The sequence below is a fragment of the Steroidobacter cummioxidans genome, assembly GCF_003104955.1.
This window is the reverse complement of the sequence record NZ_LSRW01000071.1, coordinates 1-25,107: the sequence shown is the minus strand read 5'-3', so window position 1 is coordinate 25,107 and position 25,107 is coordinate 1. Positions and strand designations below refer to the sequence as shown.

General features: G+C 59.9%; 34 protein-coding genes. 10 read left to right on the top strand and 24 right to left on the bottom strand.

The annotated features are described in order from the left end of the window. Nucleotides 1–6: 6 nt before the first annotated feature. On the bottom strand, nucleotides 7–990 hold the full coding sequence (locus tag D0550_RS27270) for an L-serine ammonia-lyase (protein WP_116812362.1): 984 nt from the start codon (nucleotides 988–990) through the stop codon (nucleotides 7–9). 217 nt (nucleotides 991–1,207) lie between these two features. Here D0550_RS27270 and D0550_RS27265 point away from each other — a divergent pair, with 217 nt between their 5' ends. The 4 genes from D0550_RS27265 to D0550_RS27250 are packed head-to-tail and all read left to right on the top strand — an operon-like array spanning nucleotide 1,208 to nucleotide 4,615. Then, nucleotides 1,208–1,861, top strand: coding sequence for a PepSY-associated TM helix domain-containing protein (locus D0550_RS27265; protein ID WP_116812361.1), 654 nt, complete (start codon nucleotides 1,208–1,210; stop codon nucleotides 1,859–1,861). Nucleotides 1,862–1,877: 16 nt separating this feature from the next. Further along, entirely contained in the window at nucleotides 1,878–2,399 is a 522-nt protein-coding gene (locus D0550_RS27260; protein WP_116812365.1) for a DUF2271 domain-containing protein, read from the top strand. Nucleotides 2,400–2,416: 17 nt separating this feature from the next. Next, entirely contained in the window at nucleotides 2,417–3,226 is an 810-nt protein-coding gene (locus tag D0550_RS27255) for a DUF4198 domain-containing protein (RefSeq protein ID WP_174842518.1), read from the top strand. Between the two features lie 6 nt (nucleotides 3,227–3,232). Then, nucleotides 3,233–4,615 carry a sulfite reductase subunit alpha gene (locus D0550_RS27250; RefSeq protein ID WP_116812359.1) on the top strand — a complete coding sequence of 461 codons (1,383 nt, stop codon included), beginning with the start codon at nucleotides 3,233–3,235 and terminating at the stop codon, nucleotides 4,613–4,615. A 4-nt stretch (nucleotides 4,616–4,619) separates the two neighbouring features. Here the strand turns inward: D0550_RS27250 and D0550_RS27245 are convergent, their stop codons facing one another. After that, a complete protein-coding gene (locus D0550_RS27245) occupies nucleotides 4,620–4,970 on the bottom strand; it encodes a DUF4870 family protein (RefSeq protein ID WP_206606576.1) in 351 nt (116 codons plus the stop codon). A 215-nt stretch (nucleotides 4,971–5,185) separates the two neighbouring features. On the opposite strand from D0550_RS27245, the gene D0550_RS27240 reads away from it, so the two are divergent. Further along, nucleotides 5,186–5,377, top strand: a complete 192-nt coding sequence (locus tag D0550_RS27240; protein ID WP_116812358.1) for a hypothetical protein — start codon at nucleotides 5,186–5,188, stop codon at nucleotides 5,375–5,377. 4 nt (nucleotides 5,378–5,381) lie between these two features. Here the strand turns inward: D0550_RS27240 and moeB are convergent, their stop codons facing one another. Further along, a complete protein-coding gene (moeB, locus tag D0550_RS27235; RefSeq protein ID WP_116812357.1) occupies nucleotides 5,382–6,515 on the bottom strand; it encodes a molybdopterin-synthase adenylyltransferase MoeB in 1,134 nt (377 codons plus the stop codon). Nucleotides 6,516–6,799: 284 nt separating this feature from the next. Between moeB and D0550_RS27230 the strand changes: the two genes are divergently transcribed. Beyond that, entirely contained in the window at nucleotides 6,800–7,690 is an 891-nt protein-coding gene (locus D0550_RS27230; RefSeq protein WP_116812356.1) for a helix-turn-helix domain-containing protein, read from the top strand. Nucleotides 7,691–7,745: 55 nt separating this feature from the next. Here the strand turns inward: D0550_RS27230 and D0550_RS37225 are convergent, their stop codons facing one another. The 9 genes from D0550_RS37225 to D0550_RS27185 form a co-directional block, all read right to left on the bottom strand. Continuing rightward, the gene (locus tag D0550_RS37225) at nucleotides 7,746–8,177 is read right to left on the bottom strand and encodes a lysozyme inhibitor LprI family protein (RefSeq protein ID WP_116812355.1); all 432 of its coding nucleotides are present in this window, start codon (nucleotides 8,175–8,177) and stop codon (nucleotides 7,746–7,748) included. 47 nt (nucleotides 8,178–8,224) lie between these two features. Continuing rightward, complete coding sequence (locus D0550_RS27220; RefSeq protein ID WP_153067370.1) at nucleotides 8,225–8,584, bottom strand: hypothetical protein; 360 nt, start codon at nucleotides 8,582–8,584, stop codon at nucleotides 8,225–8,227. A gap of 86 nt (nucleotides 8,585–8,670) precedes the next feature. Beyond that, nucleotides 8,671–10,356 (bottom strand): AMP-binding protein, encoded by a 1,686-nt coding sequence (locus D0550_RS27215; RefSeq protein ID WP_116812353.1) that lies wholly within the window; start codon nucleotides 10,354–10,356, stop codon nucleotides 8,671–8,673. A 140-nt stretch (nucleotides 10,357–10,496) separates the two neighbouring features. Further along, complete coding sequence (locus D0550_RS36535) at nucleotides 10,497–10,619, bottom strand: hypothetical protein (protein WP_275129289.1); 123 nt, start codon at nucleotides 10,617–10,619, stop codon at nucleotides 10,497–10,499. Between the two features lie 15 nt (nucleotides 10,620–10,634). Then, the gene (locus tag D0550_RS27210; protein WP_116812352.1) at nucleotides 10,635–11,090 is read right to left on the bottom strand and encodes an acetyltransferase; all 456 of its coding nucleotides are present in this window, start codon (nucleotides 11,088–11,090) and stop codon (nucleotides 10,635–10,637) included. Between the two features lie 84 nt (nucleotides 11,091–11,174). Continuing rightward, complete coding sequence (locus D0550_RS27205; protein WP_116812351.1) at nucleotides 11,175–11,966, bottom strand: hypothetical protein; 792 nt, start codon at nucleotides 11,964–11,966, stop codon at nucleotides 11,175–11,177. 327 nt (nucleotides 11,967–12,293) lie between these two features. Continuing rightward, nucleotides 12,294–12,575 carry a hypothetical protein gene (locus tag D0550_RS27200; RefSeq protein WP_116812350.1) on the bottom strand — a complete coding sequence of 94 codons (282 nt, stop codon included), beginning with the start codon at nucleotides 12,573–12,575 and terminating at the stop codon, nucleotides 12,294–12,296. A 435-nt stretch (nucleotides 12,576–13,010) separates the two neighbouring features. Continuing rightward, nucleotides 13,011–13,358, bottom strand: a complete 348-nt coding sequence (locus tag D0550_RS27190) for a hypothetical protein (protein ID WP_116812348.1) — start codon at nucleotides 13,356–13,358, stop codon at nucleotides 13,011–13,013. Nucleotides 13,359–13,366: 8 nt separating this feature from the next. Next, complete coding sequence (locus tag D0550_RS27185; protein ID WP_153067368.1) at nucleotides 13,367–13,975, bottom strand: hypothetical protein; 609 nt, start codon at nucleotides 13,973–13,975, stop codon at nucleotides 13,367–13,369. Between the two features lie 238 nt (nucleotides 13,976–14,213). On the opposite strand from D0550_RS27185, the gene D0550_RS34735 reads away from it, so the two are divergent. Beyond that, the gene (locus D0550_RS34735) at nucleotides 14,214–14,432 is read left to right on the top strand and encodes a hypothetical protein (protein WP_153067367.1); all 219 of its coding nucleotides are present in this window, start codon (nucleotides 14,214–14,216) and stop codon (nucleotides 14,430–14,432) included. 24 nt (nucleotides 14,433–14,456) lie between these two features. Here D0550_RS34735 and D0550_RS27175 read toward each other — a convergent pair whose 3' ends face one another. The 6 genes from D0550_RS27175 to D0550_RS27145 form a co-directional block, all read right to left on the bottom strand. Continuing rightward, complete coding sequence (locus tag D0550_RS27175) at nucleotides 14,457–14,798, bottom strand: hypothetical protein (RefSeq protein ID WP_116812345.1); 342 nt, start codon at nucleotides 14,796–14,798, stop codon at nucleotides 14,457–14,459. A 508-nt stretch (nucleotides 14,799–15,306) separates the two neighbouring features. Then, on the bottom strand, nucleotides 15,307–15,576 hold the full coding sequence (locus D0550_RS35690; RefSeq protein WP_116812344.1) for a DUF7336 domain-containing protein: 270 nt from the start codon (nucleotides 15,574–15,576) through the stop codon (nucleotides 15,307–15,309). A 104-nt stretch (nucleotides 15,577–15,680) separates the two neighbouring features. Further along, on the bottom strand, nucleotides 15,681–16,001 hold the full coding sequence (locus D0550_RS27160) for a hypothetical protein (protein WP_116812343.1): 321 nt from the start codon (nucleotides 15,999–16,001) through the stop codon (nucleotides 15,681–15,683). Nucleotides 16,002–16,307: 306 nt separating this feature from the next. Then, a complete protein-coding gene (locus D0550_RS27155; RefSeq protein ID WP_116812342.1) occupies nucleotides 16,308–16,811 on the bottom strand; it encodes an STM3941 family protein in 504 nt (167 codons plus the stop codon). A gap of 67 nt (nucleotides 16,812–16,878) precedes the next feature. Further along, nucleotides 16,879–17,160 carry a hypothetical protein gene (locus D0550_RS34730; protein WP_153067366.1) on the bottom strand — a complete coding sequence of 94 codons (282 nt, stop codon included), beginning with the start codon at nucleotides 17,158–17,160 and terminating at the stop codon, nucleotides 16,879–16,881. A 274-nt stretch (nucleotides 17,161–17,434) separates the two neighbouring features. Beyond that, nucleotides 17,435–17,797, bottom strand: a complete 363-nt coding sequence (locus D0550_RS27145; RefSeq protein ID WP_153067365.1) for a hypothetical protein — start codon at nucleotides 17,795–17,797, stop codon at nucleotides 17,435–17,437. Nucleotides 17,798–18,054: 257 nt separating this feature from the next. On the opposite strand from D0550_RS27145, the gene D0550_RS36975 reads away from it, so the two are divergent. After that, nucleotides 18,055–18,378, top strand: coding sequence for a SymE family type I addiction module toxin (locus D0550_RS36975; protein ID WP_349770749.1), 324 nt, complete (start codon nucleotides 18,055–18,057; stop codon nucleotides 18,376–18,378). A gap of 110 nt (nucleotides 18,379–18,488) precedes the next feature. Here D0550_RS36975 and D0550_RS27135 read toward each other — a convergent pair whose 3' ends face one another. Both D0550_RS27135 and D0550_RS27130 read right to left on the bottom strand, forming a co-directional pair. Next, on the bottom strand, nucleotides 18,489–18,980 hold the full coding sequence (locus D0550_RS27135) for a DUF695 domain-containing protein (protein ID WP_116812338.1): 492 nt from the start codon (nucleotides 18,978–18,980) through the stop codon (nucleotides 18,489–18,491). A gap of 219 nt (nucleotides 18,981–19,199) precedes the next feature. Then, the gene (locus tag D0550_RS27130) at nucleotides 19,200–19,703 is read right to left on the bottom strand and encodes an asparaginase domain-containing protein (RefSeq protein ID WP_116812337.1); all 504 of its coding nucleotides are present in this window, start codon (nucleotides 19,701–19,703) and stop codon (nucleotides 19,200–19,202) included. A gap of 133 nt (nucleotides 19,704–19,836) precedes the next feature. Between D0550_RS27130 and D0550_RS27125 the strand changes: the two genes are divergently transcribed. Beyond that, the gene (locus D0550_RS27125; RefSeq protein WP_116812336.1) at nucleotides 19,837–20,868 is read left to right on the top strand and encodes an aldo/keto reductase; all 1,032 of its coding nucleotides are present in this window, start codon (nucleotides 19,837–19,839) and stop codon (nucleotides 20,866–20,868) included. Here the strand turns inward: D0550_RS27125 and D0550_RS27120 are convergent. The 3 genes from D0550_RS27120 to D0550_RS27110 all read right to left on the bottom strand — a co-directional run bounded on the left by D0550_RS27120 (nucleotide 20,865) and on the right by D0550_RS27110 (nucleotide 23,757). Further along, the gene (locus D0550_RS27120) at nucleotides 20,865–22,580 is read right to left on the bottom strand and encodes an N-acyl-D-amino-acid deacylase family protein (protein WP_206606573.1); all 1,716 of its coding nucleotides are present in this window, start codon (nucleotides 22,578–22,580) and stop codon (nucleotides 20,865–20,867) included. The genes D0550_RS27125 and D0550_RS27120 overlap by 4 nt on opposite strands. 125 nt (nucleotides 22,581–22,705) lie before the next feature. Next, a complete protein-coding gene (locus D0550_RS27115; RefSeq protein WP_116812335.1) occupies nucleotides 22,706–23,308 on the bottom strand; it encodes a hypothetical protein in 603 nt (200 codons plus the stop codon). Nucleotides 23,309–23,424: 116 nt separating this feature from the next. Further along, nucleotides 23,425–23,757 (bottom strand): thioredoxin family protein, encoded by a 333-nt coding sequence (locus D0550_RS27110; protein ID WP_116812334.1) that lies wholly within the window; start codon nucleotides 23,755–23,757, stop codon nucleotides 23,425–23,427. A gap of 74 nt (nucleotides 23,758–23,831) precedes the next feature. Here D0550_RS27110 and D0550_RS27105 point away from each other — a divergent pair, with 74 nt between their 5' ends. Beyond that, nucleotides 23,832–24,749 (top strand): polysaccharide deacetylase family protein, encoded by a 918-nt coding sequence (locus tag D0550_RS27105; protein ID WP_116812333.1) that lies wholly within the window; start codon nucleotides 23,832–23,834, stop codon nucleotides 24,747–24,749. On the opposite strand, the gene D0550_RS27100 is transcribed toward D0550_RS27105, so the two are convergent. Next, on the bottom strand, nucleotides 24,667–25,107 hold a 441-nt coding region (locus tag D0550_RS27100), incomplete at its 5' end, for a helix-turn-helix domain-containing protein (protein WP_116812332.1). The two genes, D0550_RS27105 and D0550_RS27100, sit on opposite strands and share 83 nt — an antisense overlap.

Sequence of the window (25,107 nt, the reverse complement as noted above, 5' to 3'; positions counted from 1 at the left end):
GCAGCGTCAGATGTGTATAAGAGACAGGATATGGCGACCTTCGCGCGTACCGTTACAGTAACGATCGTAGTAACGCAGTACAGCCGGCACGACGCCGGCCGCCCCGTTGGTCGGCGCCGTGACCACTTTGCCGCCCGCAGCGTTCTCTTCGTTGACCGCGAGCGCCCACGCGTTGATCCAATCCATTGCGATGAGGGCATCGACGGATTGCGTCTGCTCACGCTTTTCCAGCGCGGCTCGCAGCTTTGCGGCCCGACGTTTCACGTTCAAGCCGCCGGGCAACACGCCTTCCTGCCGCAACCCGCGATCGATGCATGAATTCATGGCCTCGGCGATGCGATCGAGCCCGGCGAGCACCTCCTCCCGAGTCCGAATCGCGCATTCGTTGCGCATCATCACTTCGGCGATCGTGAGGCCATTGCTCTCGGCGACTTCAAGCAGTTCGGCACCGTCGGAAAACGGCAGCGGCACAGCCGTGGCAGTCGTTGCGGTCGCAGGCGATTTAGCCTCCTCGTCGCTGACGACAAAGCCGCCGCCGACGGAATAGAACGTCGCCTCCAGCAGCAATTCACCGTTCGCGTCGCGCGCGAACAGGGTTAGCGCATTGGGGTGATAAGGCAGGCTTTCTTTGTATTTCCAGTGAATGTCGCGCTCGATCCGGAAATCGATCTGGTGACTGCCGGCGAGCAGGATCTTGCCGTGCTGGCGAACCTCTTCGATCAATTTGGCAGCGGCATCGGGATCGACTTGCGCCGGCAACCAGCCCGCCAGCCCGGTCGTGACAGCGGTATCAGTGGCGTGGCCCTTGCCAGTCAGCGCCAGCGAGCCATAAAGCGCCACGGTCACTTGCGCGACTCGCGCCAATAATCCCTGGTCTGCCAGCGACTTCGCGAACCGGTATGCCGCCGTCATCGGCCCCATGGTGTGGGAGCTCGACGGCCCGATGCCGATCTTGAACATGTCGAAGACACTGATGGTCGCTGCGCTCAAGAGTCTTTCTCGCTGGATTCAAGGCTGCGAATACTAAATGCACCGCCGGCAGCGCGGTGTCGAGGCCGCACACATTAATCGATCCCTCGGCGACGAATTTCGAACTTTGTCGCAAGAGGCTTGCCAATGAGAATTATTCTCATATCATGGCCGTTCATCGTCCTGTCACTCAGTGTTGCCCGACCTGTGATTTCCCTCGTCATCGCAGTAGTTGCTCATGGCTGAAGCCGCGCGCGCCTCTTCCGCTCAGGCGCAGAAAGCCCGGGCGTTCTGGCTGAAGCACCTTCATCAGTGGCACTGGATGAGCGCGGCGATGTGCTTGATCGGCATGGTGCTGTTCAGTGTCACCGGCTTCACGCTCAACCATGCGTCATGGATTGGGGCAAAGCCCGAAGTAACAACCCAGACAGCGGAGCTGCCGGCGCCGTTGCTCGAACAATTGCAGCAGACCTGGGAAGCAAGTGGCGACGAGAAGGCCGCGCTACCGGCCCCCGTCGCGGATTGGCTCAACGAAACGTTGTCGGTGCGGACCACCGATCGCCAGACCGAATGGTCGGACGACGAAATTTATGTGTCGCTGCCGCGCCCCGGCGGCGACGCCTGGCTGACGCTGAATCTGCAAGACGGCGCGATCACGCACGAACTGACGGATCGCGGCTGGCTGTCGTATTTCAACGATCTGCACAAAGGTCGCAACGCCGGCGCGGCGTGGAGCCTGTTCATCGACGTGTTTGCTTTCTGCGCGCTGGTGTTCGCGATCACCGGGCTGCTGCTATTGAAGATGCACGCGAGCAACCGACCCGGGACCTGGCCCATGGTGGGCCTGGGACTGGCGCTGCCGCTGCTGCTGGCGATTTTGTTCATTCATTGAAATGGGATGGAATGACATGAGAGTGGTCGCAAAGCTGGCGGGTGCCATGCTGCTGATCGGATCGAGCGCCGCCGCGTTCGGTGCGGAGTTGAATCTCAAGCTGGAAATTCCGCGTCTCCAGGTCGCCGAGTATCACCGCCCGTACGTCGCCGTGTGGGTCGAAAATCAGGATCAAAGCACCGCCGCGCAACTCGCCGTCTGGTATCAGACCGATAGGAAGAAAGAAGACGGCACGCAGTGGCTGAAGGATCTGCGCCAATGGTGGCGCCGCGGTGGCCGCGAATTGCAGATGCCAGTCGACGGCGTGACCGGTGCGACGCGTCCGGCTGGCGAGCACGCGCTGAGCTTCAAGAGCACCGACAAGCAGCTCGCCAATCTCGCGCCCGGCAAATACAACGTCGTCGTCGAAGCAACGCGCGAAGTCGGCGGCCGCGAGCTGCTGCGCTTGCCCTTCGAATGGCCCGGCACTCAGAAACAAACGGCGACGGCTCAGGGCACGAGCGAGCTCGGCGCCATCACCCTCAACGTCACTCCTTGATCCACTTCGCGAGGAAAATCATGAAAACCGCACTTCGCGCCATTGCTGTCAGCGCCGCTCTGCTCGCTCCGTTCGCGAGCCATGCGCACAAGATGTGGCTGCTGCCCTCCTCTACCGTTTCGACCGTCGATCAATGGGTCACGGTCGACGCCGCGGTCTCGAACAGTCTGTTCTACTTCGATCACGTGCCGCTGCGCCTGGACTCGCTGGCGATCACTGCGCCGGATGGCTCCGCCGTGAACGCCGAGAATGCGCACACGGGCAAATATCGCAGCATCTTCGACGTGCAGCTGAAGCAGAATGGCACGTACAAGGTGGCGCTCGTCAACAAGGGTTTGTTCGCCAGCTACGAAGAGAACGGCCAGCGCAAGCGCTGGCGCGGTAACGCGGAAAAATTCGCGACGGAAATCCCCGCGGGCGCGAAGAATCTCCAGGTGAGCGAGTCGATCGGCCGCGTCGAGACCTTCGTCACTGCCGGCAAGCCGACCGAAGCCGCGCTGAAGTCGTCGAACGTCGGTCTCGAGCTGGTACCCGTCACTCATCCGAACGATCTGTACGCCGGCGAAGCGTCGAAGTTTCGTTTCGTGATCGACGGCAAGCCCGCCAGCAATCTCGAAGTGGTCGTGCAGCCCGGCGGCACGCGCTATCGCAACGATCAGGAAGAGCAGAAGCTCAAGACCGATGCGAACGGCGAGCTGAGCATCAACTGGCCTGCGCCCGGCATGTACTGGCTGGAAGCCGGCACGCAGGATGAGAAGACGTCGGTCAAGCAGGCCAAGCAGCGCCGGCTGAGCTACGTCGCGACCTTCGAAGTGTTGCCGCAATAAGGCACGATGTCCGGGATTCTGGCCGGCCTCAGCGACGCACGACTGTATTCAGCGTGCGTCGTTGTGATTCTGTATTTCACCACCAGCGCCTATTTCCTGTGGCCGCGCCGCCGGCCCGCGCTGGTCGCAACTGGCGGTGATCAGACCGCCTCCGCCACGTTGATCGCGTTTGCGAGTCAGACCGGCTTCGCGGCTGACTTGGCGAATCGAACCGCGCAATCGTTGCAGGCGGCCGGCGAGCCGGTGATCCTCGCGTCGTTGCAGCAGATCGACGATGACTTCCTGCGACAAACGAAACAGGCGCTGTTCGTAGTGAGCACGACCGGCGAAGGCGATGCGCCAGATCCCGCAGCGGGCTTCGTCCGAGACGTGCTCGACAACTCGGTGCCGCTGCAGAGCCTGAGTTACGGCGTGCTCGCGCTGGGCGATCGTGAATACGACAACTACTGCGCGTTCGGGCATCAGCTCGATCAATGGCTCAGACATCAGGGCGCGACCCCCTTGTTCGACGTGATCGAAGTCGATAACGGCGACGAAGGCGCGCTACGTCACTGGCAACATCAGCTCAGCGTTCTGAGCAACAGTCCTGACCTGCCCGATTGGGAAGCACCCAAATACGACCGTTGGCAACTGGCGGCGCGACATCACGTCAATCCAGGCAGCGCTGGCGACGCCTGTTTTCACATTGAGCTGCGACCGCAGGCCGGCACGAGCCCGACCTGGCAGGCCGGCGACATCGTGGAAATCGATCCACGCAATTCCACTTGGGACGACAAGATCGCGCCCCTGCCCCATCGCGAATACTCCATCGCCTCGTTGCCGACGGACGGTGCGATCCATCTGCTAGTGCGACAGATGCGGCGTCCCGATGGCGAGCCCGGATTGGGGAGCGGCTGGCTCACTGCGGGCGCGAGAATCGGCGATGACGTTGCGGTCCGCGTGCGAACCAACCCCAACTTTCACGCCCCCCAGAACGATGCACCTTTGATCCTCATCGGGAACGGCACCGGCATCGCGGGCCTGCGGGCGCTGCTGAAGACTCGTATCGCGGAGGGCCGTCCTCGCAACTGGCTCATCTTTGGCGAGCGTAATGCTGCCTACGACAAGTTCTACGGCGAGGAGCTCGAACAGTGGCACGCTCGCGGACAATTGGAACGCGTCGATCTGGTTTTCTCACGCGATCAATCGGAACGCCGCTACGTGCAACATCGAGTGCTCGAGTGCGGTGACGATCTGAAACGCTGGGTCGACGACGGCGCAGCGATCTACGTCTGCGGCAGCTTGCAAGGCATGGCGCCGGCGGTCGACGCCGCGCTATCGGCAGTGCTCGGCGCCGGTACGCTCGAAGAGTTGGCAATCTCCGGTCGATACCGGCGCGACGTCTACTAAGAGGTCACAGCCCCCAGCCGCGATGATTCGGATACGGGGCGCGCTCGCCCGCGTATCTGAGGCCTTTCACGCAGCGGATGATCCACCACACCGCGAGCGCGATCAGGATGGGCACGCCGATCAGCACCCAGCTCAGCGCAACGCCGATCGCACCGACCACCAGCCCGAACCAGAACGTGCGGATCTGCAGCTCGTAATGCGTGCGCAGCCACTCTGGCGCGTCGTCCTTGTAGACGTAAGCCATGATGACGCCAATCACTGCTGTCACGCCCGAGATCAGTGCCAGCAAATAGAGCACGTAGATGACGCTGACCATCGACGTATTCGCCGAACCGTCCGTAACGCTCTGATTCACGATGAGCTCCCAAGAGCAAGGATGCGGAAATTGTGCGGCCGGTCACGCTCGGGCTCAACCGCATTCACCGGCAAATAGCCGCGACTCGCCTTGATTCTTGCCGGCGAGGAATCAATTACATGCCATTGACCACGATGATGGCACGCGCGCGACCGCGTACTCTGCAGCCACGGTTTGAAGCGCACGGCCCCGGCGCAAGAGTGAGGAGAGAGTCCATGCTCGATTTCGCAGACGACAATGTGGTTCACATGCCGACCAACGTCCAGACGACCTCGCCGGAAGCAGCGAAGACGCTGGAGCAAGCGTGGCAGCGCCGTCGGGCCGAGCTTGCGGATTGGGCGCCTTCGGCTGGCTGGCTCGCAGATCGGCGTGATGTGAGGCATCAGGCGCGCGTCAACGCTCGCTGAGCGATCAACCCACTGGCGCAACCACGAACGATTCGTCGAGGTCTTTGGCCCAGCCCAGCAAGCCACCTTCCAAGTGAGCGACCTCTGTTAACCCGGCGCGCGTAGCTATGGCCGATGCGGTCATGCTGCGCGCGCCGCTTCGACAGATGAAAACGACCGGCTGATCGCGCGGAATTTCGTCGAACCGACGCTGTACATCGCTGACCGGAATATTCACCGCCCGGGGGAGATGCGAAACGCCGAACTCACTCGGCGAGCGCACATCGACGATGGCGACTTGCCCGAGCAACTCTCGCAGTTCCGCCGGCGACAGACGCCGTACCTGCGCCATGACATCGGCACTGCAAACCTCCGCCAGATCCGCCGGGGCGTGAATCGTCGGATGATCGCCGCACACCGCGCAGTCAGAACGACGCGTAAACCGAAACTCTCCGAACCGCATCGCCAACGCATCGTAGGTCAGCAGCCGGCCCAGCAACGGCTCGCCAACACCGACGATCACCTTGATCGCTTCCGTCGCCTGAATCGTGCCCATCACCCCCGGCAGCACGCCGAGGACACCGGCCTCAGCGCAGTTCGGCACGAGCCCGTCGGCAGGCGGCTCGGGAAACAAACATCGATAGCAAGGCGCCTGGCCCGGCACATAGGTCATCGCCTGCCCCTCGAAGCGATGGATGGCAGCCGACACCAGCGTCTTGCGTAAGATCACGCAGGCATCGTTGGAGAGGTAGCGCGTATTGAATCGATCGGTGCCGTCGAGAATGACGTCGTAGCGGGTAAAGATCTCGCGCACATTCGCGGCGCGCAGCTCCACAGCATGCGACACCAGTTCGATCTCTGGATTGAGCGCGAGCAAGCGCTCCTTCGCAGCCTCGGCCTTCGACCGGCCGACGCTCTGCGTGTCGTACAGCACTTGTCGCTGCAGATTCGAGACATCGACCCGGTCGTTGTCGATCACACCGATCGTGCCCACGCCCGACGCCGCCAGATACAGCGCCGCCGGCGAGCCCAGGCCACCGGCACCGACCAGCAGCACTTTCGCCGCCTTGAGCTTTTGCTGGCCCTCGACGCCAATTTCGCGCAACGCCAGGTGGCGGCTGTAACGCGCGAGATCCGCAGGTGATAACGAAGTCGACATGGATCGACCATCACACTTGAGCCCGGCGCTGTCAACCGCCAACCTGAACCGTTGCTAAATGGATAAAGCCGCCGATGGCATGGATTGCGAGCTTGTTCCACCGACAGCCCTTTCGGCCGGCCGGCCGGGACATGCCGTCGGCCGGCTCGATAATTCCTCGCGTGTCGCGCTGACCTATTAAGCCGACGCCAGCACATTCGGACACCGAGTGGTACGTATGGGAGCAGCCCGGAGACGTATCTCGTTGTATCCTCGACGCAGCAGTACGGTGCCGGAGATCACCGATGAATGCCACCAGCAATCCCTTCGCCGCCACGGCCTCAGTACCGCCGCGCGTGCCGCGAACCATCAACGCAAACATCAACAACTTCTCCGCCGGCCTCACACGGATCGATCCCAGGCCCTACGCCATCGTGTGCATGCACATCGGGCCGTCGGTGGAAGTCACCTGCGAGCGCGGCGGCAAGCTGCGCCATGGCCGCGAAGTCGCGGGCGATCTGGACATCGTTCCGGCGCACACACCGGCCGCATGGGAGACGAAACAAGGCGGCACGACGCTCGTCATGCGAGTCCCCGACGAGTTACTGCGCAGTGTCGCCGTCGAGCTCGACATGGACCCGTCGAACATTGAGATCGCCGACCGCTTCCAGCTGCGCGATCCGTTCATCGAGCACATCGGCTGGGCCATCAAGGCGGACATCGATTCCGGAGGCGCCGGTGGACGCGTGTTCCGCGAGAGCCTCGGCACCGCGCTCGCCGCGCGTTTGCTTCAACGTCACAATCGCCGCTCATTGCCGATGCGCGACGCCAAAGGCGGCTTGAGCGCATGGAAGCTCAAGCTGGTGATCTCGCACATCGAGGACAACCTGGAAAGCGAGCTGTCGCTGGCCGAGATCGCGAAGGTCGCCGGCGTCAGCGTGTCGCATCTGAAGACGTTGTTCCGGCGCTCGACCGGCACGCCGGTCCACCAATACATCCTGCGTCGGCGCGTGGAGCGGGCGAAGCTGCTGCTACAGGATGACTCGCTGTCGATTGCGCAGATCGCATTCGCTACGGGCTTTGCGCATCAGAGCCATCTGGCTCGACACATGCGCAAGATTCTGGGGGTTACTCCGGCGGCTGCACGGCGGGACCTGGCGCGGCCGCATGCGATTGAGCAGGCGGCGAATATCTGACCGAGCTGAAAGCTCCGTCGCCAGGCTCTGCTGCGTCGGTTTCAGCTCAGGTTGATTACTGCAAGCACGAGTCGCAACCTAGGGAAAGCGATTTGAGCTGCAGGACTCGCTGTTCATTCAATTCGGCGGCACATGCCCAGACGAATAGCGACTTCTGTCTTTGGGGGTCGCGGTAGGCTTGTGCACTTACCGATCGGACCTCGCACTCGCTATCTTTGAATGAGACCCACCTGGCCTGCGTCTCCTCAAAAAGCTGCCTGTCTCGTACCAGGCGGTTGCGGATGTTATCGAAGCTCGCCCTGAGCTCCTTCTCGGATTCTTCGAAATGGTGGCTTACGCATTGAGCGACTGCGTGTTCGGAGATTTCGAAGCAGTCCGCTGCCTGCCGCGCGGTATAGCTATGATCGCCAACGGTATAAACGTACTCGGTGCCATAGGAAATGGCCGGAAGCAGCAATAGAAAAAGAATAGCCTTGCAAGTAGTCATCCATTACTCTGCACATCTGATATTTCCGGCACCCGCTCGTTAGAGCGCTAGTTGGCATACGCCACCTGAACGCCCGAGACCGACGGTTCTTTCTTGAAGATCTGAGTGTCGAGCCGGCCAATGATACGGATCGACACATCGGACTCCCATTCAACCTTCAACGGAACCGTGCCGTCAACGACCAGCACGTTTCCGCCAGCATCTTGCAAGCGAGCGCTTGCTGGCAGAAGAGAGACCTGCGTATTGTAACCGACCGTGGCACCGCAGCCTCGATTGAAGACAACCGCTTTCATGTTCTCAGACGGGGAAACGACAGTCTGGGAGATCTCATTCTCACACGCGCTGCCGCAACCACTAAGCAGCGCCACGCCACTCGCCATCACCAGATGTCTGAGCAAGGCCCGCACGCTTACGCTCGCCCTTGAGAACTCGCGACGCAAAGGCGTGCGGCTCAGCCGTAGCCAGGCTGCCGAGGAGCTGTGCAAATCTCTGTTCAAGCGGTCACATCGACGCGCAACTGCAGCTCGGCGATCATCTGCTCGCGCATGATGAACTTCTGAATCTTGCCGGTCACCGTCATCGGGAACTGCTCGACGAACCGGATGTGCGTCGGCACTTTGAAGTGCGCAATCTGATCGCGGCAGAACAGGCGGATCATTTCGGCATCGCACGGCTCCGCGCCTTTGAGCCTGATCCACGCGCATACCACTTCACCGTAACGCTGATCCGGAATACCGAACACCTGCACGTCTTGAATCTGCGGATGCCGGTACAAAAACTCTTCCACCTCGCGCGGTGAGACGTTTTCGCCGCCGCGGATGATCAGATCTTTCACACGGCCGGCGATGTTGCAATAACCCTCGGCGTCGATCACCGCCAGATCGCCGGTGTGCATCCAACCTTGCGCATCGACGGCTTGACTGGTCTTCTCCGCATCACCCCAATACCCGGTCATCACGCTGTACCCACGAGTGAGCAGCTCGCCGCGCTCACCTCGCGGCACGACGCGGCCTTCCGTGTCGATGATCTTCACTTCGAGATGCGGATGAATCTTGCCGACCGTAGACACGCGCCGCTCGATGGAATCGTCACTGCGACTTTGGAAACTGACCGGACTCGTCTCCGTCATGCCGTAAGCGATCGTGACTTCACGCATGTTCATGTCGGCGATCACGCGCTTCATCACTTCAACAGGACACGGCGCGCCGGCCATGACTCCCGTGCGGAGCGAGCTGAGGTCGTATTCGCGAAACTGCGGATGATCCAGCTCGGCGATGAACATCGTCGGTACGCCGTACAGCGCCGTGCACTTCTCGGCGGCAACCGCTTCCAACACCGCGCCCGGCTCGAACGCCTCGGCTGGAAAGATCATCGCCGCACCGTGCGTCACACAGCCGAGCACGCCCATCACCATGCCGAAGCAGTGATACAGCGGCACCGGGATGCACAGGCTGTCTTCGTGCGAGAACGCCATGTGACTGGCGACGAAATAGCCGTTGTTCACGATGTTGTGATGAGACAGGGTCGCGCCTTTGGGCAGACCGGTCGTGCCACTCGTGAACTGGATATTGATGGGATCTTCGGGCTGCAACAGCGACCGCAACTCGTTCAGTCGCTCACGCTCGACATCGGTGCCCAGTGTTTCAATCGAGCGGAACGGCATGAAGCCCGGCACGCGCGCGTCGTCGGTAAGAATCACTGTGCGCAACGTCGGTAGCCGCGCTGCCTGCAGATCACCTACCGCGCTCGACGCCAGCTCCGGCGCAAGCTGCCGAAGCATGCCGACGTAATCGCTGCTCTTGAAACTGGGCGCGAGGATCAGCGCCTTGCAGCCCACTTTGTTGAGCGCGAATTCCAGCTCGGAAATGCGATAGGCGGGATTGACGTTAACCAGGATCAACCCGGCCTTGGCCGTCGCGAATTGAGTAAGCACCCATTCATAACGATTCGGCGACCAGATGCCGACCCGATCGCCCGGCTGCAAACCGAGCTTGAGCAAGCCGGCAGCGACACGCTCCGCCGCTTCATTCAACTCGCGATAGGTCCAACGGATGCTCTGATGGCGGACGATCAACGCCGGCCGATCGCCCCACAGTCGCGCTGCGTCCTCGAGCGCCACACCGATGGTTTTGTACAGCAACGGCACCGAACTGGTGCCGCAAACGTAGCTCAGCTCCATAGCTCCCCCGGCAGCAAGCTCGGGCCCGCCGACCTACTCGGCTGTCGACACGAAGCCTGCGTTCGCGCGACCTTTGCGGACTTCATCGCCACCGTATACCAGGGCGCTCATAGCCACGTACACCCCTTGCGCAGCATTGACTACGTAGATTTTTTCAGCTCAACGGTCGACTGCGCCAGAGCGATTCCGCCCAGCGTCGCGACAATGATGACTACTGCGGCGGTTCCGACGTTCTTGACGTTGCCGCCAATTCTATACGCCATGTTATCCCCCCTTTTTTAGCAACGAGCCGCACCAGCCAACAGCCGCATGTGGAGCAGCGGATATGGGCGTCCCTGTTCGTCCAGCTCCGAGCGCCCTTCGACCACGAACCCGCACGCCTCATAGAACTGCCGCGCTGCTGCGTTCTGCTCGTTGACATCCACGGTCAAGTCGGAACACAGCGATTTAGCATGCTGAACCAGCAGTCGCCCAGCACCACGACCGTGGAATTCCGGCGCAAGAAACAGGGTCTCCATCTTGCTTCCAGACAATCCCATGAACCCCATGATCGTCCCAGAACCCTCGCATGCGACCCAGATCTCGGACTCGCCAGAACTTAGATAGCTGCGCACGTACGGAATCATGGACTCGATATCCTCTGCTGACACGAACGTGTGCGTGGCCTGAACGGACGTCAGCCAGCATTTGAAGAGGACCTCGCAATCAGTGGGCTTTGCTTTGCGGATGAACATACTCAGAATCTCCAGGCCGAACGCTCAGCGGTGGCCCTGCACATAACACGCGTCGGCGTTTCCGACCTCGGCTGTACGCGTTTGCTAGCGAGCGTTGATATTTTCCATTAACTCGGGACGCAGTCGCTTGTACACGTCCTCGACGAGGATGCCACGAACGCACTCGGCGCGATCTCCCCGAATCTTGTAGTCCAGGTCGGTGCGCAGCTTGTCGATCACGTACTGCGACGAATGCGTGAGGTCCCGAGTGACGGCGGGTGAGAAGGAGAGCAATCGACAATCGGGGGAGGACTCTGGGGCTTTCTGAAGGTCTTCATTCTCATCCTCCGCCTCACAACCGCACTGCGCGAAATCCCCTTCGCTCGTTCGGAAGGCGGGTACCCACTGATACTTGATGTGATAGTAATTGCCGTCGTGCTCGTCCAAGAAGATCAGCGCGCGCTTCCGCTCAGCGAACTTGGGGAAGCCATAGTGATCTGCCACGTTGAACGTCACTTCCGAATCCGTGACAAGCTTGCCTTCAAGGACTCTCTCAACGCGGTAGGTAGCTTGGTACAGAGCGTCCATGCAAAGCACCACCACGGCTTCTCCAGTCTCCGCATCAGTGGCATCACCCGACTCGCACTCGATGCTTACGATCTTTACGAAAGAGCCAACGAAAGCAGTAGGCGTCTTCTCGGCACCAAATGCAAAGCCTGGCGCCATTGCGGACACAGCTGCCGCAATGGCAATCATGAGCGATGTACGCATGCTTTGATTGCCAACGCCATTACTCATGCGCGTGCGTCCTCGCACGTCGCGTGGAATGGCGAGCAAAGGCGCCTCGCCTGTGCGAGTCTGGCGCGCCAGCGCGAACTCCAGCCGGTTGTTAGCCACCTAGCTGCTCCAGTTGCTTGCGCAGACGCTTGATGGCGCTCGCACGCCCTTCATTGGAAGGCAACGCCTCCAAGCGAGCGATTTCCCGCTCGGTATCATGCATTCGACGGACGCGAAATTTCTGCTGACCGAGGACGTATCTTCGCCTTGAAGCATAGAATGCCTCCTCGAGCGTAGCCCACTCACGTATCCTCGCCTTAGGAGGCACAGGAGTCTTGTACCCCAGGCATTCGCACGGACGGGCGCATTGCCGGCAACGCACATTCGTCGCGACCGGAGCGCGTCGAGCGGCCGTACGACAAGAGAAGCAGACCCAGGCATAGTTGCTCATGATGCCTTCAGGCGCCAGTAGATGCCTTTGCTGTCAGTCACAGCCAAGTAACCCCATTTATCGTCCTTGACGATAGTGCCGTCAAACATGATGTCTGCAAGTCGGCCACTTTCGTCCTCGTCGACTCCACCATTAAATGAGAACCTCATGCCAACTGCCTGCTGCGGTGTAAGACCGAGTTTTTCCAAATCGGCAAAGGAACCACTGGTCAGCCGGTAGCTATTCACTTCCGCACCCGCATTGAGGTCACAAAAGATCTCCGGCAACTGCTTAGTCATAAGGCCTAGCCACGGATACGATACGAGAACACATTGCCATATAACCTTCGGTACTCTGGATCGCCGCCCGTAGCAGGTGAAAAGACGTCAGGATCTCGCGGCACAAATAGACCTGCCTCTTCAGCGAACCATGTACTCGTGACCACGTACAGGCCTTCCGCGGTGATGCGTACCGCCTTCGGTTCGATGGCTTGAATCTCCGCGGGCCAAGCATTCGATCCACCTTGCGCCAACGCGGCAGTTGCAGCCGCCTCAAGGCCGACTGCTTCTGATTGAGACACCGATGGCACCCGGACACAAGCACCCAGGAGTAAACAGCAGCTGACTAGAGCTGCTCTCATGTTCTTTGCGGCCCAACGCCACCGCTGTGTCGCGAGCACAGGCGCCTCTCCGCTGCGAGTCGGGCGTGCACCGCGCGCGAACTCAAGCCGGTGATTAGGTGTTCGTGACATTCTTCTCTACGAACATTTCGACAAACTGCATAGGCGTTAACGTTACGTTCTGCTGCCTGGCGATTTCCTGATTCTTCAGCCACAGGTCACGAATTGCATTCCGGATATCGGGACTGAAGTGCAGCTGAGCCATGATGATTTCCTCCCAAGTACCCGGGCAGTTGTAGATCTGCTGGAGCTTGGGCTCCATTTCACGGAGCTTAGCCTCGCTCGAAGCATCCAGCTCTCCTATGCAGTTCAGAACGAATGAATCCACCAGCCTTAACAAGGGCTTTCCGGCGTACCTATCCGCTCGCTCAGGCTTCTTCTTGAAGATGTCTAGTAGACCCATGGGAACACCTACTTAAGCCTGGAGCTATCAAACGCCACTACCTCACCCTCTTTCGCACCCTCCGGCCAACGTACCGCGAGAAGCGGTTTCGCAGATTCAGAAAGAATCTCTGAAGCGATGTTCTTCACCGCTTCATAGGTAGGCTCCTCCTTGAACATCGCGTAGAAGGACACAATCCCATTTCTCGTCTCCGAGACATGAAACCCATAACCGCCTTTTGCCACCAAGCCCACCAAGCTGTTGTATAGCACCAGCATTTCGCGGGCCTTGTCTTCAGTAACGAAGCGATACAGTAGGGTTTGCGTCCCTTTCTCCCAGGGATTGTAAATGGCGGTGACGTTTTGACCAGCGAGGTCTATACGCTCCACCAGACATTCGCCTTTGGGAGGCTCATACGCGAGCCGGAAGTTCTTCTCGCCCTGGGCTTCGAGCTCTCCCGCCACGACCATGAAGGAGGTAGCATCGAAGCGCTGACGCGATTTACCTTTCGCAGGCGGCAGCTTCTTGCACGTTGCTTCAGGAGTCGGCCGCAGATCCTCGGCAGCGCGCGTTGCCGCTAACGGAGCGAGGAGACTGAGGACCGCAATGCCCAGCCCGATCATGTTCTTTCGATTCATAGGTTAGAGTCAGTGTCCGTTGCGACCAAAGCACCGTAAAGCTCCCGAATAGCTGGATTGCAGCTACTGCTCTTGGACTCCAGCGACATCCCCAGAAAATCATCGAACGACAACCAGAACTTGCATCCTTTGAGCCAACTCACGTCCTCAGTGATGAGGAGGCTCAGATTCCCCGAAGCCATCCATATACCGGATGTTAGGCATCTGTCATCTTGTTTCTCGCCCCAGTAACGCGCTCATGGCGATGCTGCCAAATACTACCCAACCAGGCACCAACTATTGCGGAACACGCAAGACCTATGACGCGGGGGATGCCAACGGGAACCGCATCCATCAGAATGAAATAGCCGACTACAGCACCGAGCAGCACGACGCAGAAGCGCCAAGTGCTGAGCAGGCTCAACAGGCCAACTACCATGTCCAGCATTCGACCCTCCCTCTAACGCCTAACGTCTGAGTTAGGCCTGCGCCGCGAGATCTCTTACTTGCTGGGAATCTTTTCCCATTTTTCCAGAATGGCGGCGAACCGTCTCTGCAACTGCTCTTGCTCCGCATACAGGCGCTCTTGTCTATCAAGCAGATTCGCCGTGCGTTCCTGCTGCTGCGCGCTGCGCTCCAATTGCTCCTGAGTTTCCTTTACTTGCCTGTCATACGCGTCCATCTGCTCCGTCATTCTGCCCCTGTCGTCGAATGAGGGTGAACCGCTCCGATGACGAGACGAGAAGCTTGCGATAAAGACCAGGATCAAACCCCAGACAAGCCCGGAGATGAGTGCAAATGCCACCGACTTCCCAACGAATGCCAAGGCACCCTTACCGCTCATTGCTTGCTGCACTCCCTTTCATGAATCATTTTTCCCTAACGCTCACACTGTGCCGCGATCTAGGGCTTCGCCTTTGCAAGTCGGAACCAGCGTCTTGTTGGGCAACGTCATCAAAAATCTCCATGACAAGAGAGTTCTCTTGCGATGGAAAACGAAAGACCACCGATTCGTACCGACCTTCCACTGTCTCGATCTCTAACGAATCGCCGCTCTCGAATATGATTCCTAGCAGGGCCTCATTCCTCAGTACGGCTGTCTTCGCCAATTGCCGGCCAAGCGCGCCCCACGGGCCAGAATTGGGGACATCGCTCCACTCGTATCGGCTTCCGTCGATCGATGCGAATATGCGCTCGTTACAGTGTACGCTGAAACTGACGAACTGGATGCTAAACCCATAAGATCCCAGCGACACTTACGCAACGTACTCCTCGTTCTTCGAGAAGCACTCATTCAGCACCACGACTACTTTCTCGTTGAACAGGATCATGTTCTCAAGCTCGAAGCCCCGTCATTCCTTGTATTCCTGATCTCCAACCATTGTGACGAAGCCTTCCGTCCAGTGGTCTTTGTCCAGTTCGTACTGAGTTATGTGGAATCCCTGATCGTCATCGTCGCCCTCATCTACCACGTGCGGGTGTTTGCAAAACCCCGGTTGCGCAGACAGGCGAGCTGCCGCGGATCGGGCGGCACTCTCTGTTTGATAGACACCAATCATGAACACGCTATCTTCCCCGCTCGGAAGCCGATGCGAATACTGGACAACGAAAACGGAAGTCATCCTAAAGCCCAATGTCGGCGCTCAGGCGCGAGCATCCTCGCAAGTCGCCTGCGCGTTGTTGGCACACCCGTGTCATATGATTGAGCACCAGACTTGAACATGGATCAGGCAGAGACAGGGAGGTACGCCAGCACCACTAGAACCTCCACGGCCATAAGAAACGCAGCAAAGCCAAGGTATCCGAAGACCGCGATGGTTGATGGACTTACTCCGGCTTGAAGGTCGCGATAGTCATAAGGGACACCAATGGCGAAACCGACTATCGCCAGGGTCCAGGAGAGAAACTCCTGGTCCCAGCCCAGCCGGTCCGACAGGAAGTAGGCAGCGGCAAGCCCGACCGAAGCGCCCACTAACGCCCACCACAAGAGGAGCTCCAGCACAGCTCCCCAGAACCGACCGACCACATCCTCAAGACCGATGGACATCTCTTTTAAAACTCCTGAAGCGCCTTGGTCGCGGACGCATTGCGTGACGAAAAGCGTAAACGACAATGCCGATACCAGCCGTGAACGCCATGATCAGTACCCACGTGACTTTGGAATTGGGGTTTGCAAACTCACGCTTGTAAAGGTCCCGGAATATGAACACGAGAGCTGAACTTCGCAGCCGGCAGTACTGCCACATTGAAGAAGGACCGCCGCGACAATGAATGTACCGCTCTTCATTCGGACGCCCAACGCCTTTGTCAAGCCGCGCGCCGCCTTTCGGCGCGTCGATTCTTGAACAACTTGTTAGCCATTCTGCGCATACTCGCCGCTCTTCTTGAGTACTACATCCTGCACGAGTGCTGCGTCCACGGCCGTGCCGGAGAGATTGATGTTCAGTGGCTGAAAACCAAGTTTCTCGTTTACCTTGACCAAGGTCTGCTGCGTGCCGGAGAGTTTACTAACCCAACGTTCCGGATGGCGTAGGACGAGGCACACGAAATTGTTTCCATGAATGGACTTTACGTAGCAGCTCTCGATGTCCGACCACGGGATAGTGCCAACCCCTAGAGTGCGATCGAAGACTCCTGCTTCGTCAAGTACAACTCTTGGCTTTGAATCGAAAAGCTGGCGCGCAAAGAGCGGAATGCCGGCACCGAAGAACACGATGGACATCCAGCCCACCCAATCTCTGGCGCCGTTCTCAAACACAACTAGGAAAACGCCACCTGCCACAAAGCCCGCTGACGCGATGAGCAGAAGGATGTACTTCAGGCGAGAAGAGCGGACAACAAGAATCGGTGTAGTCATAGATGCTGATGGCTAACGTTGCGCGTCAGCCACGCGAGGCTTTGCGGGCGTCGGTTGCACGCGCTTGTTAGGCACTGGCCTGCCCGATGTGTTGCTCCAACAACCGCCGCGCCTTGATTGCCTCTGGATAGAACCCACCTAGCGTTAGCGCCACACCGAAAGCGAACATTCCCATTGGAACCAAAGTCCCCACGCCTCCGTCACCTTGACGAAGAACGGCGGCCGCCCCTAGCCCAACACCTCCGAGCCAGAACAGCATGAACACGAGCACGACTGGGTGGAGATACATGACTACATCGATCTTGGTGCCATTGGGATAGGAGTCGACGCGCCCTGCTATACGCGGCAAGAACGAATTCCGGTATCGAATATCCCGGTAACACCTGAACTCGCTGCCTTCCAGTTTGCCAATGAAGGGCGGCGCACCGTCTGGGCGAAAACCGAAAGATTCCTTAAGCGACTGCCGAAACCCTGGTGTTTCGCGCACAAGTCCTCTGACACGCTCCAGCACAGTCTGCGTTGTCAGGTGGGACTGAATTTGGAACCGATATAGAGGCATTGCCTTCTAGCGCCTAACGCCGCGCTCAGCCGCGTGCGTTTCGCACGTCGGCTGCAGCGCATGGTTAGCCCTGCCGCCGATTGTCATATCGCGCCTCCGCCGCTTTCCGCTTCTTCGCTCCACCAATGCGCCATTTCATCAGTCGGTTGATGTCATCGATCACATCCTGTGCCACCGCTGCGACGCGAGCATCGCTATCCTTCAGGGCGCGCAAAAGAACTGGCTTCACAATGTTCTTCTCGACCCTGCCGCGAAATCTAGCGGCATACGACAGGCCAAGCAAAGAATTCGATCGAACCCACGGATCTCGGTGCTCCGACAAGCGCACACATACTTCCTGGATGAAGCGCCAATTCTCGTGATTGAAGCCTAGATCAATCGGTAAGGTGCGCAAGCGCTCGACATCATCGTTCGCGATCGCATCCATGGCTTCCCGATCATAGGCTGGGTTCGGTTCGCGATAGCTCAAGCTCGACATGGACATCTCCGGGGCTAACGCCGCGCGTCATGCGCGCGGCGCATGCACGCGCTTGTTATTCGATGACCCACACTACCTAACGAATATTTCCAATTGACATGCCGACCGCCAAGCGTAGAGTTGCCGACGGAGCGTAGAAACTCCATCAGGCGGGCAAGCTGCAACCCGAACATTGCGGCTTTTTTGTGCCCGAAGTTCGGAATGTAATGGTCGGGTGTCTTGGCGAATACAAGACCTGCTTGCAGGGAATAGCTGAGGCAGTACCTGTTGCTGTTTCTACCCACCCGACCGCCCACTTTTGCAACGTAGAAATTGCAGCAGGTGAAGCCATGAAGAACCGAAAGCTCAAGGTCCGAGCTGGGTATTACCCCCGCCCATACACTGGGCGACTGAGTTGCAAGCCTGATCCTCAAGTTCCTTACGTCCTTCTCAAAGGTCAGTGGCTCGAACAAGCCAACTTCCTCATCGGTCATAACATCAACGTCGAGGTTCGCGAGAACCAGCTGATTCTAACTACCGAGCCGTCCTGAACTCCACTCCGAGCCCTAGCAGTGCTGGCTGGGGCTCTTTCTCGCATAACGCCGCCGCTGTGCCGCGAGCAACGGTGCCTCGCCGGCGCGAGTCGGAACCAGCGGCGGCGTTATGCGTGCTGGCCATTTGCCAACGGGAACAGACGAAAGATCCAACCTGCCTCGTTCCATTGTGGATCGTGATTCATTTCGTACTCCCAGTGACGCTCATGACGACCCGATTCGATCAGGGCTTGCAAAGCAGCGTGCGTAATCTCTGGATCGTGAACGCAATAGTAGAGCTCGCGAAGCTCGCTCCATGTGCTCCTCGCCAAGAATAGGGCGTTTCTCGCACCAAAGCCCGTGCGCCCACCTAGCACAACCTCTTCGATTCGATCTCCCACCTCGAATAGACACCGGCTCTCTTCAGGAGTTGGCATGCCATTCTCCGCTAGCTCTTTCGCGTCTAGCCGCACGCGAAGATGCCAAGGAAAGACATCAGTGTGAGGGAAGGCTAGCAGCGCGTCATTGACTACGATGATCTCTGGCAAATCATCACGAGTCACGCTGAAGAGCGTGTAGTGATCCTCGGGAAGATCGATTTTCCTGGTCTCGCCGCTCATGCTTCATGCATAGCTCTTATATGGACCGCCTAAGCGCGGCATTCCCAGCCGCACGGTATTTCAGCACGCCGCAAAACTGCGGTGTATCCCCCAATCAGTACGTACAAGGAGATTTTTATGCCGCCTGATGGGACCGAACTCGGCCCAACCTGTCATGTGCCCCCCGTTCACGGCGACCCCTGCTCCATGCTTCCCAGCAGCGCGCGTGAGCCGTCCGCCCTACTCCGCCGTCGACACGAACCTCGCGTTCGCACGATCTTTCCGAACCTCATCCCCTGGGAACACCTGGCCGCTCATCGCCACATACACCCCCGGCGGCAGGGTCTGCACCGCTGCGAAAGCCATGCCCAGGTTGAACATGGCGTCGCTCTCGGCGAAGCGAGCCGGCGACAGCGCGCCGGTGAACACGATGGTCTTGCCGGGGATGGCCTTCAGGAGCTGCGCCGAGTCGGTCATGGTGTCCGTGCCGTGTGTGATGACGACGCGATCGGTATCGAGCGCCGCGACGGTCTCGTACAGGGCGCGGCGGTCCTGGTCGGTCAGGTCCAGGCTGTCCTTGCGGAACATCTCGACGACGCGGAATGAGCGCGTGACGTTGGCTACGTCCAGCATCTTCTTGACCATCGGCTCGCCGATCTTGTACGCGCTGAGCGCGTCGAAGTAGGCCTTGTCGATGGTGCCGCCAGTGGTAATGACTACGATGGGTGGGGTGACTTGTTGCATCCGAGCAAGATACCAGCAGCACCGGCCCGACTGAAGTGACTGCGCAACGAACCCAGCAAGACCCCCATGAATCCGCTTCACGAGTCGATGCGTTAGAGTCCGGGTGGCGTTTTTATGTCTTGCGGAGACTGCGATGGAATTCAGGCAATTGGGTGCGTCGGGTTTCAAGGTCCCGGTATTCAGCCTCGGCACCGGCACGTTCGGCGGCAAGGGCGAGTTCTTCAAGAGCTGGGGCGAGAATGATGCCAAGGCGGCCACCCGCCTGGTCGATATCTGCCTGGACGCCGGCATCAATATGTTCGATTCCGCCGATGTTTACTCCGGCGGTGCCGCAGAAGAGATCCTTGGCGCAGCCATCCGCGGCCGGCGCGATCAGGTCATCGTTTCCACTAAGGCCACCTTCCGGCATGGCAAGGGGCCCAACGACGTCGGCTCCTCGCGGTTCAATCTGGTGCGTGCGGTCGACAAAGCGCTGACCCGCCTGGGGACGGACTACATCGACATTTTCCAATTGCACGGTTACGACGCGACCACGCCGGTCGAGGAGACGCTGCGAACGCTCGATGACCTGGTACGCGCGGGCAAGCTCCGTTACACCGGCGTCTCGAACTTCTCCGGCTGGCACTTGATGAAGTCGCTGGCGGTGTCGGATCGCTACGGCTGGAACCGCCACGTCGCGCATCAGGCGTATTACTCGCTGATCGGCCGCGACTATGAGTGGGAGCTGATGCCGCTGGGCATCGAGCAGAAAGTCAGCGCCATCGTCTGGAGCCCGCTCGGGTGGGGCCGATTGACCGGCAAGATCCGTCGCGGTCAACCGCTGCCGGAAACCTCGCGACTGCGCACGCAGGTCACCGTCGACAAGGGCCCGCAGGTCGCAGACGAGTATGTTTACAAAGTGGTCGACGCGCTCGACGAAGTGGCGAAGGAGACCGGCAAGACAGTGCCGCAGATCTCGCTGAACTGGCTATTGCAGCGGCCGACCGTCGCGAACGTCATCATCGGCGCTCGCAACGAGGAACAGCTGCAGCAGAACCTCGGTGCGCTGGGCTGGAATCTCACACCTGCACAGGTGAAGAAGCTCGACGACGCCAGCGCCACGCCCCTGGCCTATCCGTACTGGCATCAGCGCGATTTCCAGGAGCGCAATCCGGCTCCGGTCTAACGCACCTCGCGCGTGCTCGTCGTCGCCGTCTTCTGGTAGCCAGGTCCTCGCACGACCTGGCCGGGCTTCGCGCCGGTGTGCTCACCGTCGCGAAGCACCTGTACGCCATTCACGAACACGTGTTGCACACCCGTCGCGTACTGGTGCGGCTTATCGAAGGTCGCGTGATCTTTGATCGTGGCCGGATCGAACACGACGATGTCGGCGAAGCACTCCTGCTTCAGACAGCCGCGATTCTTCAGCTTGAACGTCTCCGCCGGCAGGCTGGTGAGACGACGGATCGCATCCTGCAGCGTCGTCACTTTCTCATCGCGAACATAGTGGCCAAGGAAGCGCGCGAACGTGCCATATGTACGCGGGTGCGGATTGCTGAGCAGGAACGGCCCTTCCGGCGCCGACCCTTCCGCATCCGAGCCAATGTTCACCCACGGCTGCGACAGGCCGAGCTTCACATTCTCTTCCGACATCAGAAAGTAAGCGGTACCGACGCGCGTGTGATCTTCGATCACCAGATCGATTGCCGCATCCTCCGGCGACACGCCGCGCATCTTGGCAACTTCCGCGAGCGTCTTGCCGGTGAGCGGCTTGAGCTTCTCGGTCTTGAAGCCGATCAATAGCACGCGATCGGCAGAGCCCGCCCCTTGCAGCAAGCTCTCGAAGTCGGCGTTCGGATCGCGCATTTCTTTGATCACACGGGCGCGGATCTCCGGCTTTTTCAGACGCGCGACCCAATCGTCGATGCCGCCTTCCTGCACCCAGGTCGGCATGGCCGCATCCAGACCGGTGGCACCGGCCGTGTAGGCGTACATGTCGGCGGTAATCTTCAGGCCGGATTTGCGCGCGGCTTCGATCTTGGCGATGGCCTGCTGCATCTTCGGCCAGTTCTTCTGGCCTGCGGCCTTCAGGTGATACACCTGCGCATGCACGTTGGCTTGCTTGGCGATGAGCAGTAACTCATCCAGCGCTTCGAGGAAACGATCGCCTTCGCTGCGCATGTGAGAAATGTAACCGCCGCCAAACTCTCCGGCGGCCTTGGTGATGGCCACCAATTCGTCGGTCTTTGCATAGTTGCCCGGCGCGTAAATCAAAGAGCTGCCGACACCGAGCGCGCCTTCGCGCATCGCCTGACGAACCAACTCCTGCATGCGACCCAACTCTGTCGGCGTCGGTGCGCGGTTGGCGAAACCGATCTCGTGCTGCCGAACGGTGGCAGCGCCGATGAACGAGGCGACGTTGGGCGAGACGCCCTGCTTGACCAGAAAGTCGAGGTATTCGCCGAGCGTGGTCCAGGTGATGTCATAGCGAACATCGCCCTGGGTCTTGAGCATCTCGTCACGGATCGTGGCGTTGACCGGCCCCATGGAGGTGCCTTCGCCGAAGATCTCCAAGGTCACGCCCTGCTTGATGTCGCTCATGCCGCGGCCGTCGTAGATCAACGATTCGGTCGCCCAGGAAAGCGTATTGATGAAGCCGGGCGCGACGGCCAGCCCCTTGGCATCGAGTGTCTGCTTGGCTTGGTAGTCCGCCAGCTTGCCGACCGCCACGACGCGGCCATTGCGCACGGCCACCGAGCCTTTGAAGGGATTGCCGCCCGTACCGTCGTAGATGACGCCGTTATCGATCAGCAGATCGACCTGCTCGGCGGCCGATGCGGCACCCACCAGGCACAGCCCAAGAATGATCTTCGCAATGACGATGGACGTGATGCGCACGATGACTCCAACGAAGGCGAATGTCGGGCTTGCGACCCTAGCGCAAATCCGCTCGGGCCGTACAGAGATTCACAACCAAAGCCACGCACCCGCAGCTGCCGGTTGATCGCATTCACTCCATGAACTTATGGCTTGCTCGAATAACCTTCGCCGCAGAATGCCTGGTTGGGGTCGGGATTCACGGCCCGAAACGTTCGGAAACGGCCCGCGGGAGAGTCCAGTTGAGCTCGCAGCTCTGGCGTGAGATGACCAGCGCCGGCCACGGCCCTATAAGACTGCGCGAGGTTTGCCCGGCGCCCGAGCGATGTCTCGGACAAGGGCACCCGCTCCCAATGGTGTTCTCGCAGCCGATATTCCCAATACGGCGGTTTCGGCTTGCCTGCCTGCCTCCACACATCACAGGAACTGGTGCTCGCAACGACCACCCACTCGCTGGTGTCCATATCGCGATAGAGCACGATGGGCCGCAATGTCTCGGTCCACTGCGGCAGCGAGGCCAGCGCATCCATGAACTCGATTCTCGAGCCCGTCTCGACGACGCTGTGTGCATCGCCCGACCAGGAATTACTCTCTGAAATGGCAACCACTCGCCGCACGCGAATGCTGCTCGAGTCCAGCGTCACGTCTTCGGTCCAGGTGTACTGTTTGGGCGCCGGCGGCGAAAGTGCATCGCATGCCGTGAGGCCGCAGACGATCGGGAATAGAGCCATGAACCGTGGCATGCGCATGTAATCACCACTTCCTACCGTGGAAGTTTGCCGATCATAAACAAAGAGGCCCCGCCGGAACGCGTCCGGCGGAGCCTGATGCTTCTACTGGAGCCGCGCCCGAAGGGCGCTGCGGCTCAGGAAAGCTTGGAATCGAGCAGCGCGGTCAGTTCCGCCTTGCGCGGTAGACCAACCTTCTGGCCGACCACTTCACCGCCTTTGAACAGCATCACGGTCGGCACGCCTCGGACACCGAAGCGATACGGCGTCTGGTTGTTGGCATCGACATCCATGGTCGCCACCGTCAAACGGCCGTCGTAATCCCGCGCGATGTCTTCGATCATCGGCTTCATCGCCTGGCACGGACCGCACCAGTCGGCTTCGAACTTCAGCAGCACCGGCCCTGCGGCGCTCAGCACCTGCTCGTTGAAGCTGGCGTCGGTGACCGCGACAAACTTCGCATCGCTCATGACCTCTCCTGTTGGAGTGTGACTTGGAGAGTCAACATGCGCCCGGGCGGCGCCGTCGGCAATCGCCATTGGCGATGCCGTCAATCGACAACTTCGATGGCGCTTGCGATCATGGCGACTCCCGCCCATCAACCCTGGAAGTTGCGCCGTTGAGCCTGTGTCGTGCCGATAAGTTCCTGCTGGCCAGTGCCGCTGTAACCGTCGGTTCCGCCGCGGTTTTCGGCCCCAGCGCGCTGAGCCTGGGCGTGCCGCTGGGGGTCCATGCGCTGCTGATGGTCGACGGCATTTTCCGACCCGACTCCTCGATCCTGTACCCGACGCTGGTGCGCGGCCGTACGGATCAGCCGCGAGTGGCGCTGACTTTCGATGACGGCCCCGATCCGGAAATCACGCCCGCCGTGCTGGACCTGCTGGCGGAATACGACGTCCGCGCGACGTTCTTCGTCATCGGCCGTTTCCTGGAGAAACATCGGGCGCTGGGCGAGCGGATCCACCGCGAAGGCCACGAGCTGGGCAATCACTCGTGGCAGCACTCGTATTTGTTGAATTTCTCTTCCACCGCCGGGCACGGTGTCGAGATCGATCGTTGCTCGCAGATGATCAAGTCAGTGACCCAGTCGGAGCGCGAGCCGTTGTATCGGCCACCGGTGGGCTTGAAGAGTCCTGCAATGGCACGTGCCGCACAGAAGCGCAGTCTCGACGTCGTCGCATGGTCGATCCATTCGAGAGACACCTTCGCGCGTGATCCTCGGGCCGTCGCGAACGGCGTCGTGCGCCGGATTCGGCCGGGAGATATCGTGCTCCTGCACGACGGGCACGATCGCGAGCACCAGCATCGCCCGCTCATCCTCGAAGCGCTGCCGTTGTTATTGCGGGGCCTGCGTGAGCGCGGCCTGAAGTCAGTGACCGTCAGCGAGCTGTCGAACGAAACTCAGCCGGCGACGCCGGCTCCCAACGACGCCAGACTCGCCGCAGATGATGTGCGGAACTGAAGCCGCTGCGCTCGGCAACGCGCTCCAACGCTAGATCGCTGTTCATCACCATTTCTCGCGCGACCGCCACTCGCAGGCGCTGCACGTAATCGAGCGGTGAGCATCCTGCGTGCTCGGCGAACAAGCGGCCGAGATTTCGCGCACTCATACAAGCAACGGCGGCGAGCCTGGTCGCTTGACCAGTCCGCCGCCGGATTTTTGCGAGCGACGGCGTTCCTTGCACTCGATGAACTGCAGGATGAATGTGATTTCGATGCATGACCCACGCGGACAGCTGCGGATCAGCCGTCGTGCGCCGCATGTAAACCACGAGATCGCGCGCCACGGCCACGGCGACCTTGTGGCCTAACTGCTGACC

What these genes read in the sequence shown, in the direction of transcription:
- D0550_RS27265 (WP_116812361.1), top strand. Translation starts at nt 1,208, where the DNA reads ATGGCTGAAGCCGCGCGCGCCTCTTCCGCTCAGGCGCAGAAAGCCCGG.
- D0550_RS27260 (WP_116812365.1), top strand. Translation starts at nt 1,878, where the DNA reads ATGAGAGTGGTCGCAAAGCTGGCGGGTGCCATGCTGCTGATCGGATCG.
- D0550_RS27250 (WP_116812359.1), top strand. Translation starts at nt 3,233, where the DNA reads ATGTCCGGGATTCTGGCCGGCCTCAGCGACGCACGACTGTATTCAGCG.
- D0550_RS27240 (WP_116812358.1), top strand. Translation starts at nt 5,186, where the DNA reads ATGCTCGATTTCGCAGACGACAATGTGGTTCACATGCCGACCAACGTC.
- moeB (WP_116812357.1), bottom strand. Translation starts at nt 6,515, where the DNA reads ATGTCGACTTCGTTATCACCTGCGGATCTCGCGCGTTACAGCCGCCAC.
- D0550_RS27230 (WP_116812356.1), top strand. Translation starts at nt 6,800, where the DNA reads ATGAATGCCACCAGCAATCCCTTCGCCGCCACGGCCTCAGTACCGCCG.
- D0550_RS37225 (WP_116812355.1), bottom strand. Translation starts at nt 8,177, where the DNA reads ATGACTACTTGCAAGGCTATTCTTTTTCTATTGCTGCTTCCGGCCATT.
- D0550_RS27215 (WP_116812353.1), bottom strand. Translation starts at nt 10,356, where the DNA reads ATGGAGCTGAGCTACGTTTGCGGCACCAGTTCGGTGCCGTTGCTGTAC.
- D0550_RS36535 (WP_275129289.1), bottom strand. Translation starts at nt 10,619, where the DNA reads ATGGCGTATAGAATTGGCGGCAACGTCAAGAACGTCGGAACCGCCGCA.
- D0550_RS27210 (WP_116812352.1), bottom strand. Translation starts at nt 11,090, where the DNA reads ATGTTCATCCGCAAAGCAAAGCCCACTGATTGCGAGGTCCTCTTCAAA.
- D0550_RS27200 (WP_116812350.1), bottom strand. Translation starts at nt 12,575, where the DNA reads ATGACTAAGCAGTTGCCGGAGATCTTTTGTGACCTCAATGCGGGTGCG.
- D0550_RS27190 (WP_116812348.1), bottom strand. Translation starts at nt 13,358, where the DNA reads ATGGGTCTACTAGACATCTTCAAGAAGAAGCCTGAGCGAGCGGATAGG.
- D0550_RS27185 (WP_153067368.1), bottom strand. Translation starts at nt 13,975, where the DNA reads ATGAATCGAAAGAACATGATCGGGCTGGGCATTGCGGTCCTCAGTCTC.
- D0550_RS34735 (WP_153067367.1), top strand. Translation starts at nt 14,214, where the DNA reads ATGGCGATGCTGCCAAATACTACCCAACCAGGCACCAACTATTGCGGA.
- D0550_RS27175 (WP_116812345.1), bottom strand. Translation starts at nt 14,798, where the DNA reads ATGAGCGGTAAGGGTGCCTTGGCATTCGTTGGGAAGTCGGTGGCATTT.
- D0550_RS35690 (WP_116812344.1), bottom strand. Translation starts at nt 15,576, where the DNA reads ATGACTTCCGTTTTCGTTGTCCAGTATTCGCATCGGCTTCCGAGCGGG.
- D0550_RS27160 (WP_116812343.1), bottom strand. Translation starts at nt 16,001, where the DNA reads ATGTCCATCGGTCTTGAGGATGTGGTCGGTCGGTTCTGGGGAGCTGTG.
- D0550_RS27155 (WP_116812342.1), bottom strand. Translation starts at nt 16,811, where the DNA reads ATGACTACACCGATTCTTGTTGTCCGCTCTTCTCGCCTGAAGTACATC.
- D0550_RS27145 (WP_153067365.1), bottom strand. Translation starts at nt 17,797, where the DNA reads ATGGATGCGATCGCGAACGATGATGTCGAGCGCTTGCGCACCTTACCG.
- D0550_RS36975 (WP_349770749.1), top strand. Translation starts at nt 18,055, where the DNA reads ATGGTCGGGTGTCTTGGCGAATACAAGACCTGCTTGCAGGGAATAGCT.
- D0550_RS27135 (WP_116812338.1), bottom strand. Translation starts at nt 18,980, where the DNA reads ATGAGCGGCGAGACCAGGAAAATCGATCTTCCCGAGGATCACTACACG.
- D0550_RS27130 (WP_116812337.1), bottom strand. Translation starts at nt 19,703, where the DNA reads ATGCAACAAGTCACCCCACCCATCGTAGTCATTACCACTGGCGGCACC.
- D0550_RS27125 (WP_116812336.1), top strand. Translation starts at nt 19,837, where the DNA reads ATGGAATTCAGGCAATTGGGTGCGTCGGGTTTCAAGGTCCCGGTATTC.
- D0550_RS27115 (WP_116812335.1), bottom strand. Translation starts at nt 23,308, where the DNA reads ATGCGCATGCCACGGTTCATGGCTCTATTCCCGATCGTCTGCGGCCTC.
- D0550_RS27110 (WP_116812334.1), bottom strand. Translation starts at nt 23,757, where the DNA reads ATGAGCGATGCGAAGTTTGTCGCGGTCACCGACGCCAGCTTCAACGAG.
- D0550_RS27105 (WP_116812333.1), top strand. Translation starts at nt 23,832, where the DNA reads ATGCCGTCAATCGACAACTTCGATGGCGCTTGCGATCATGGCGACTCC.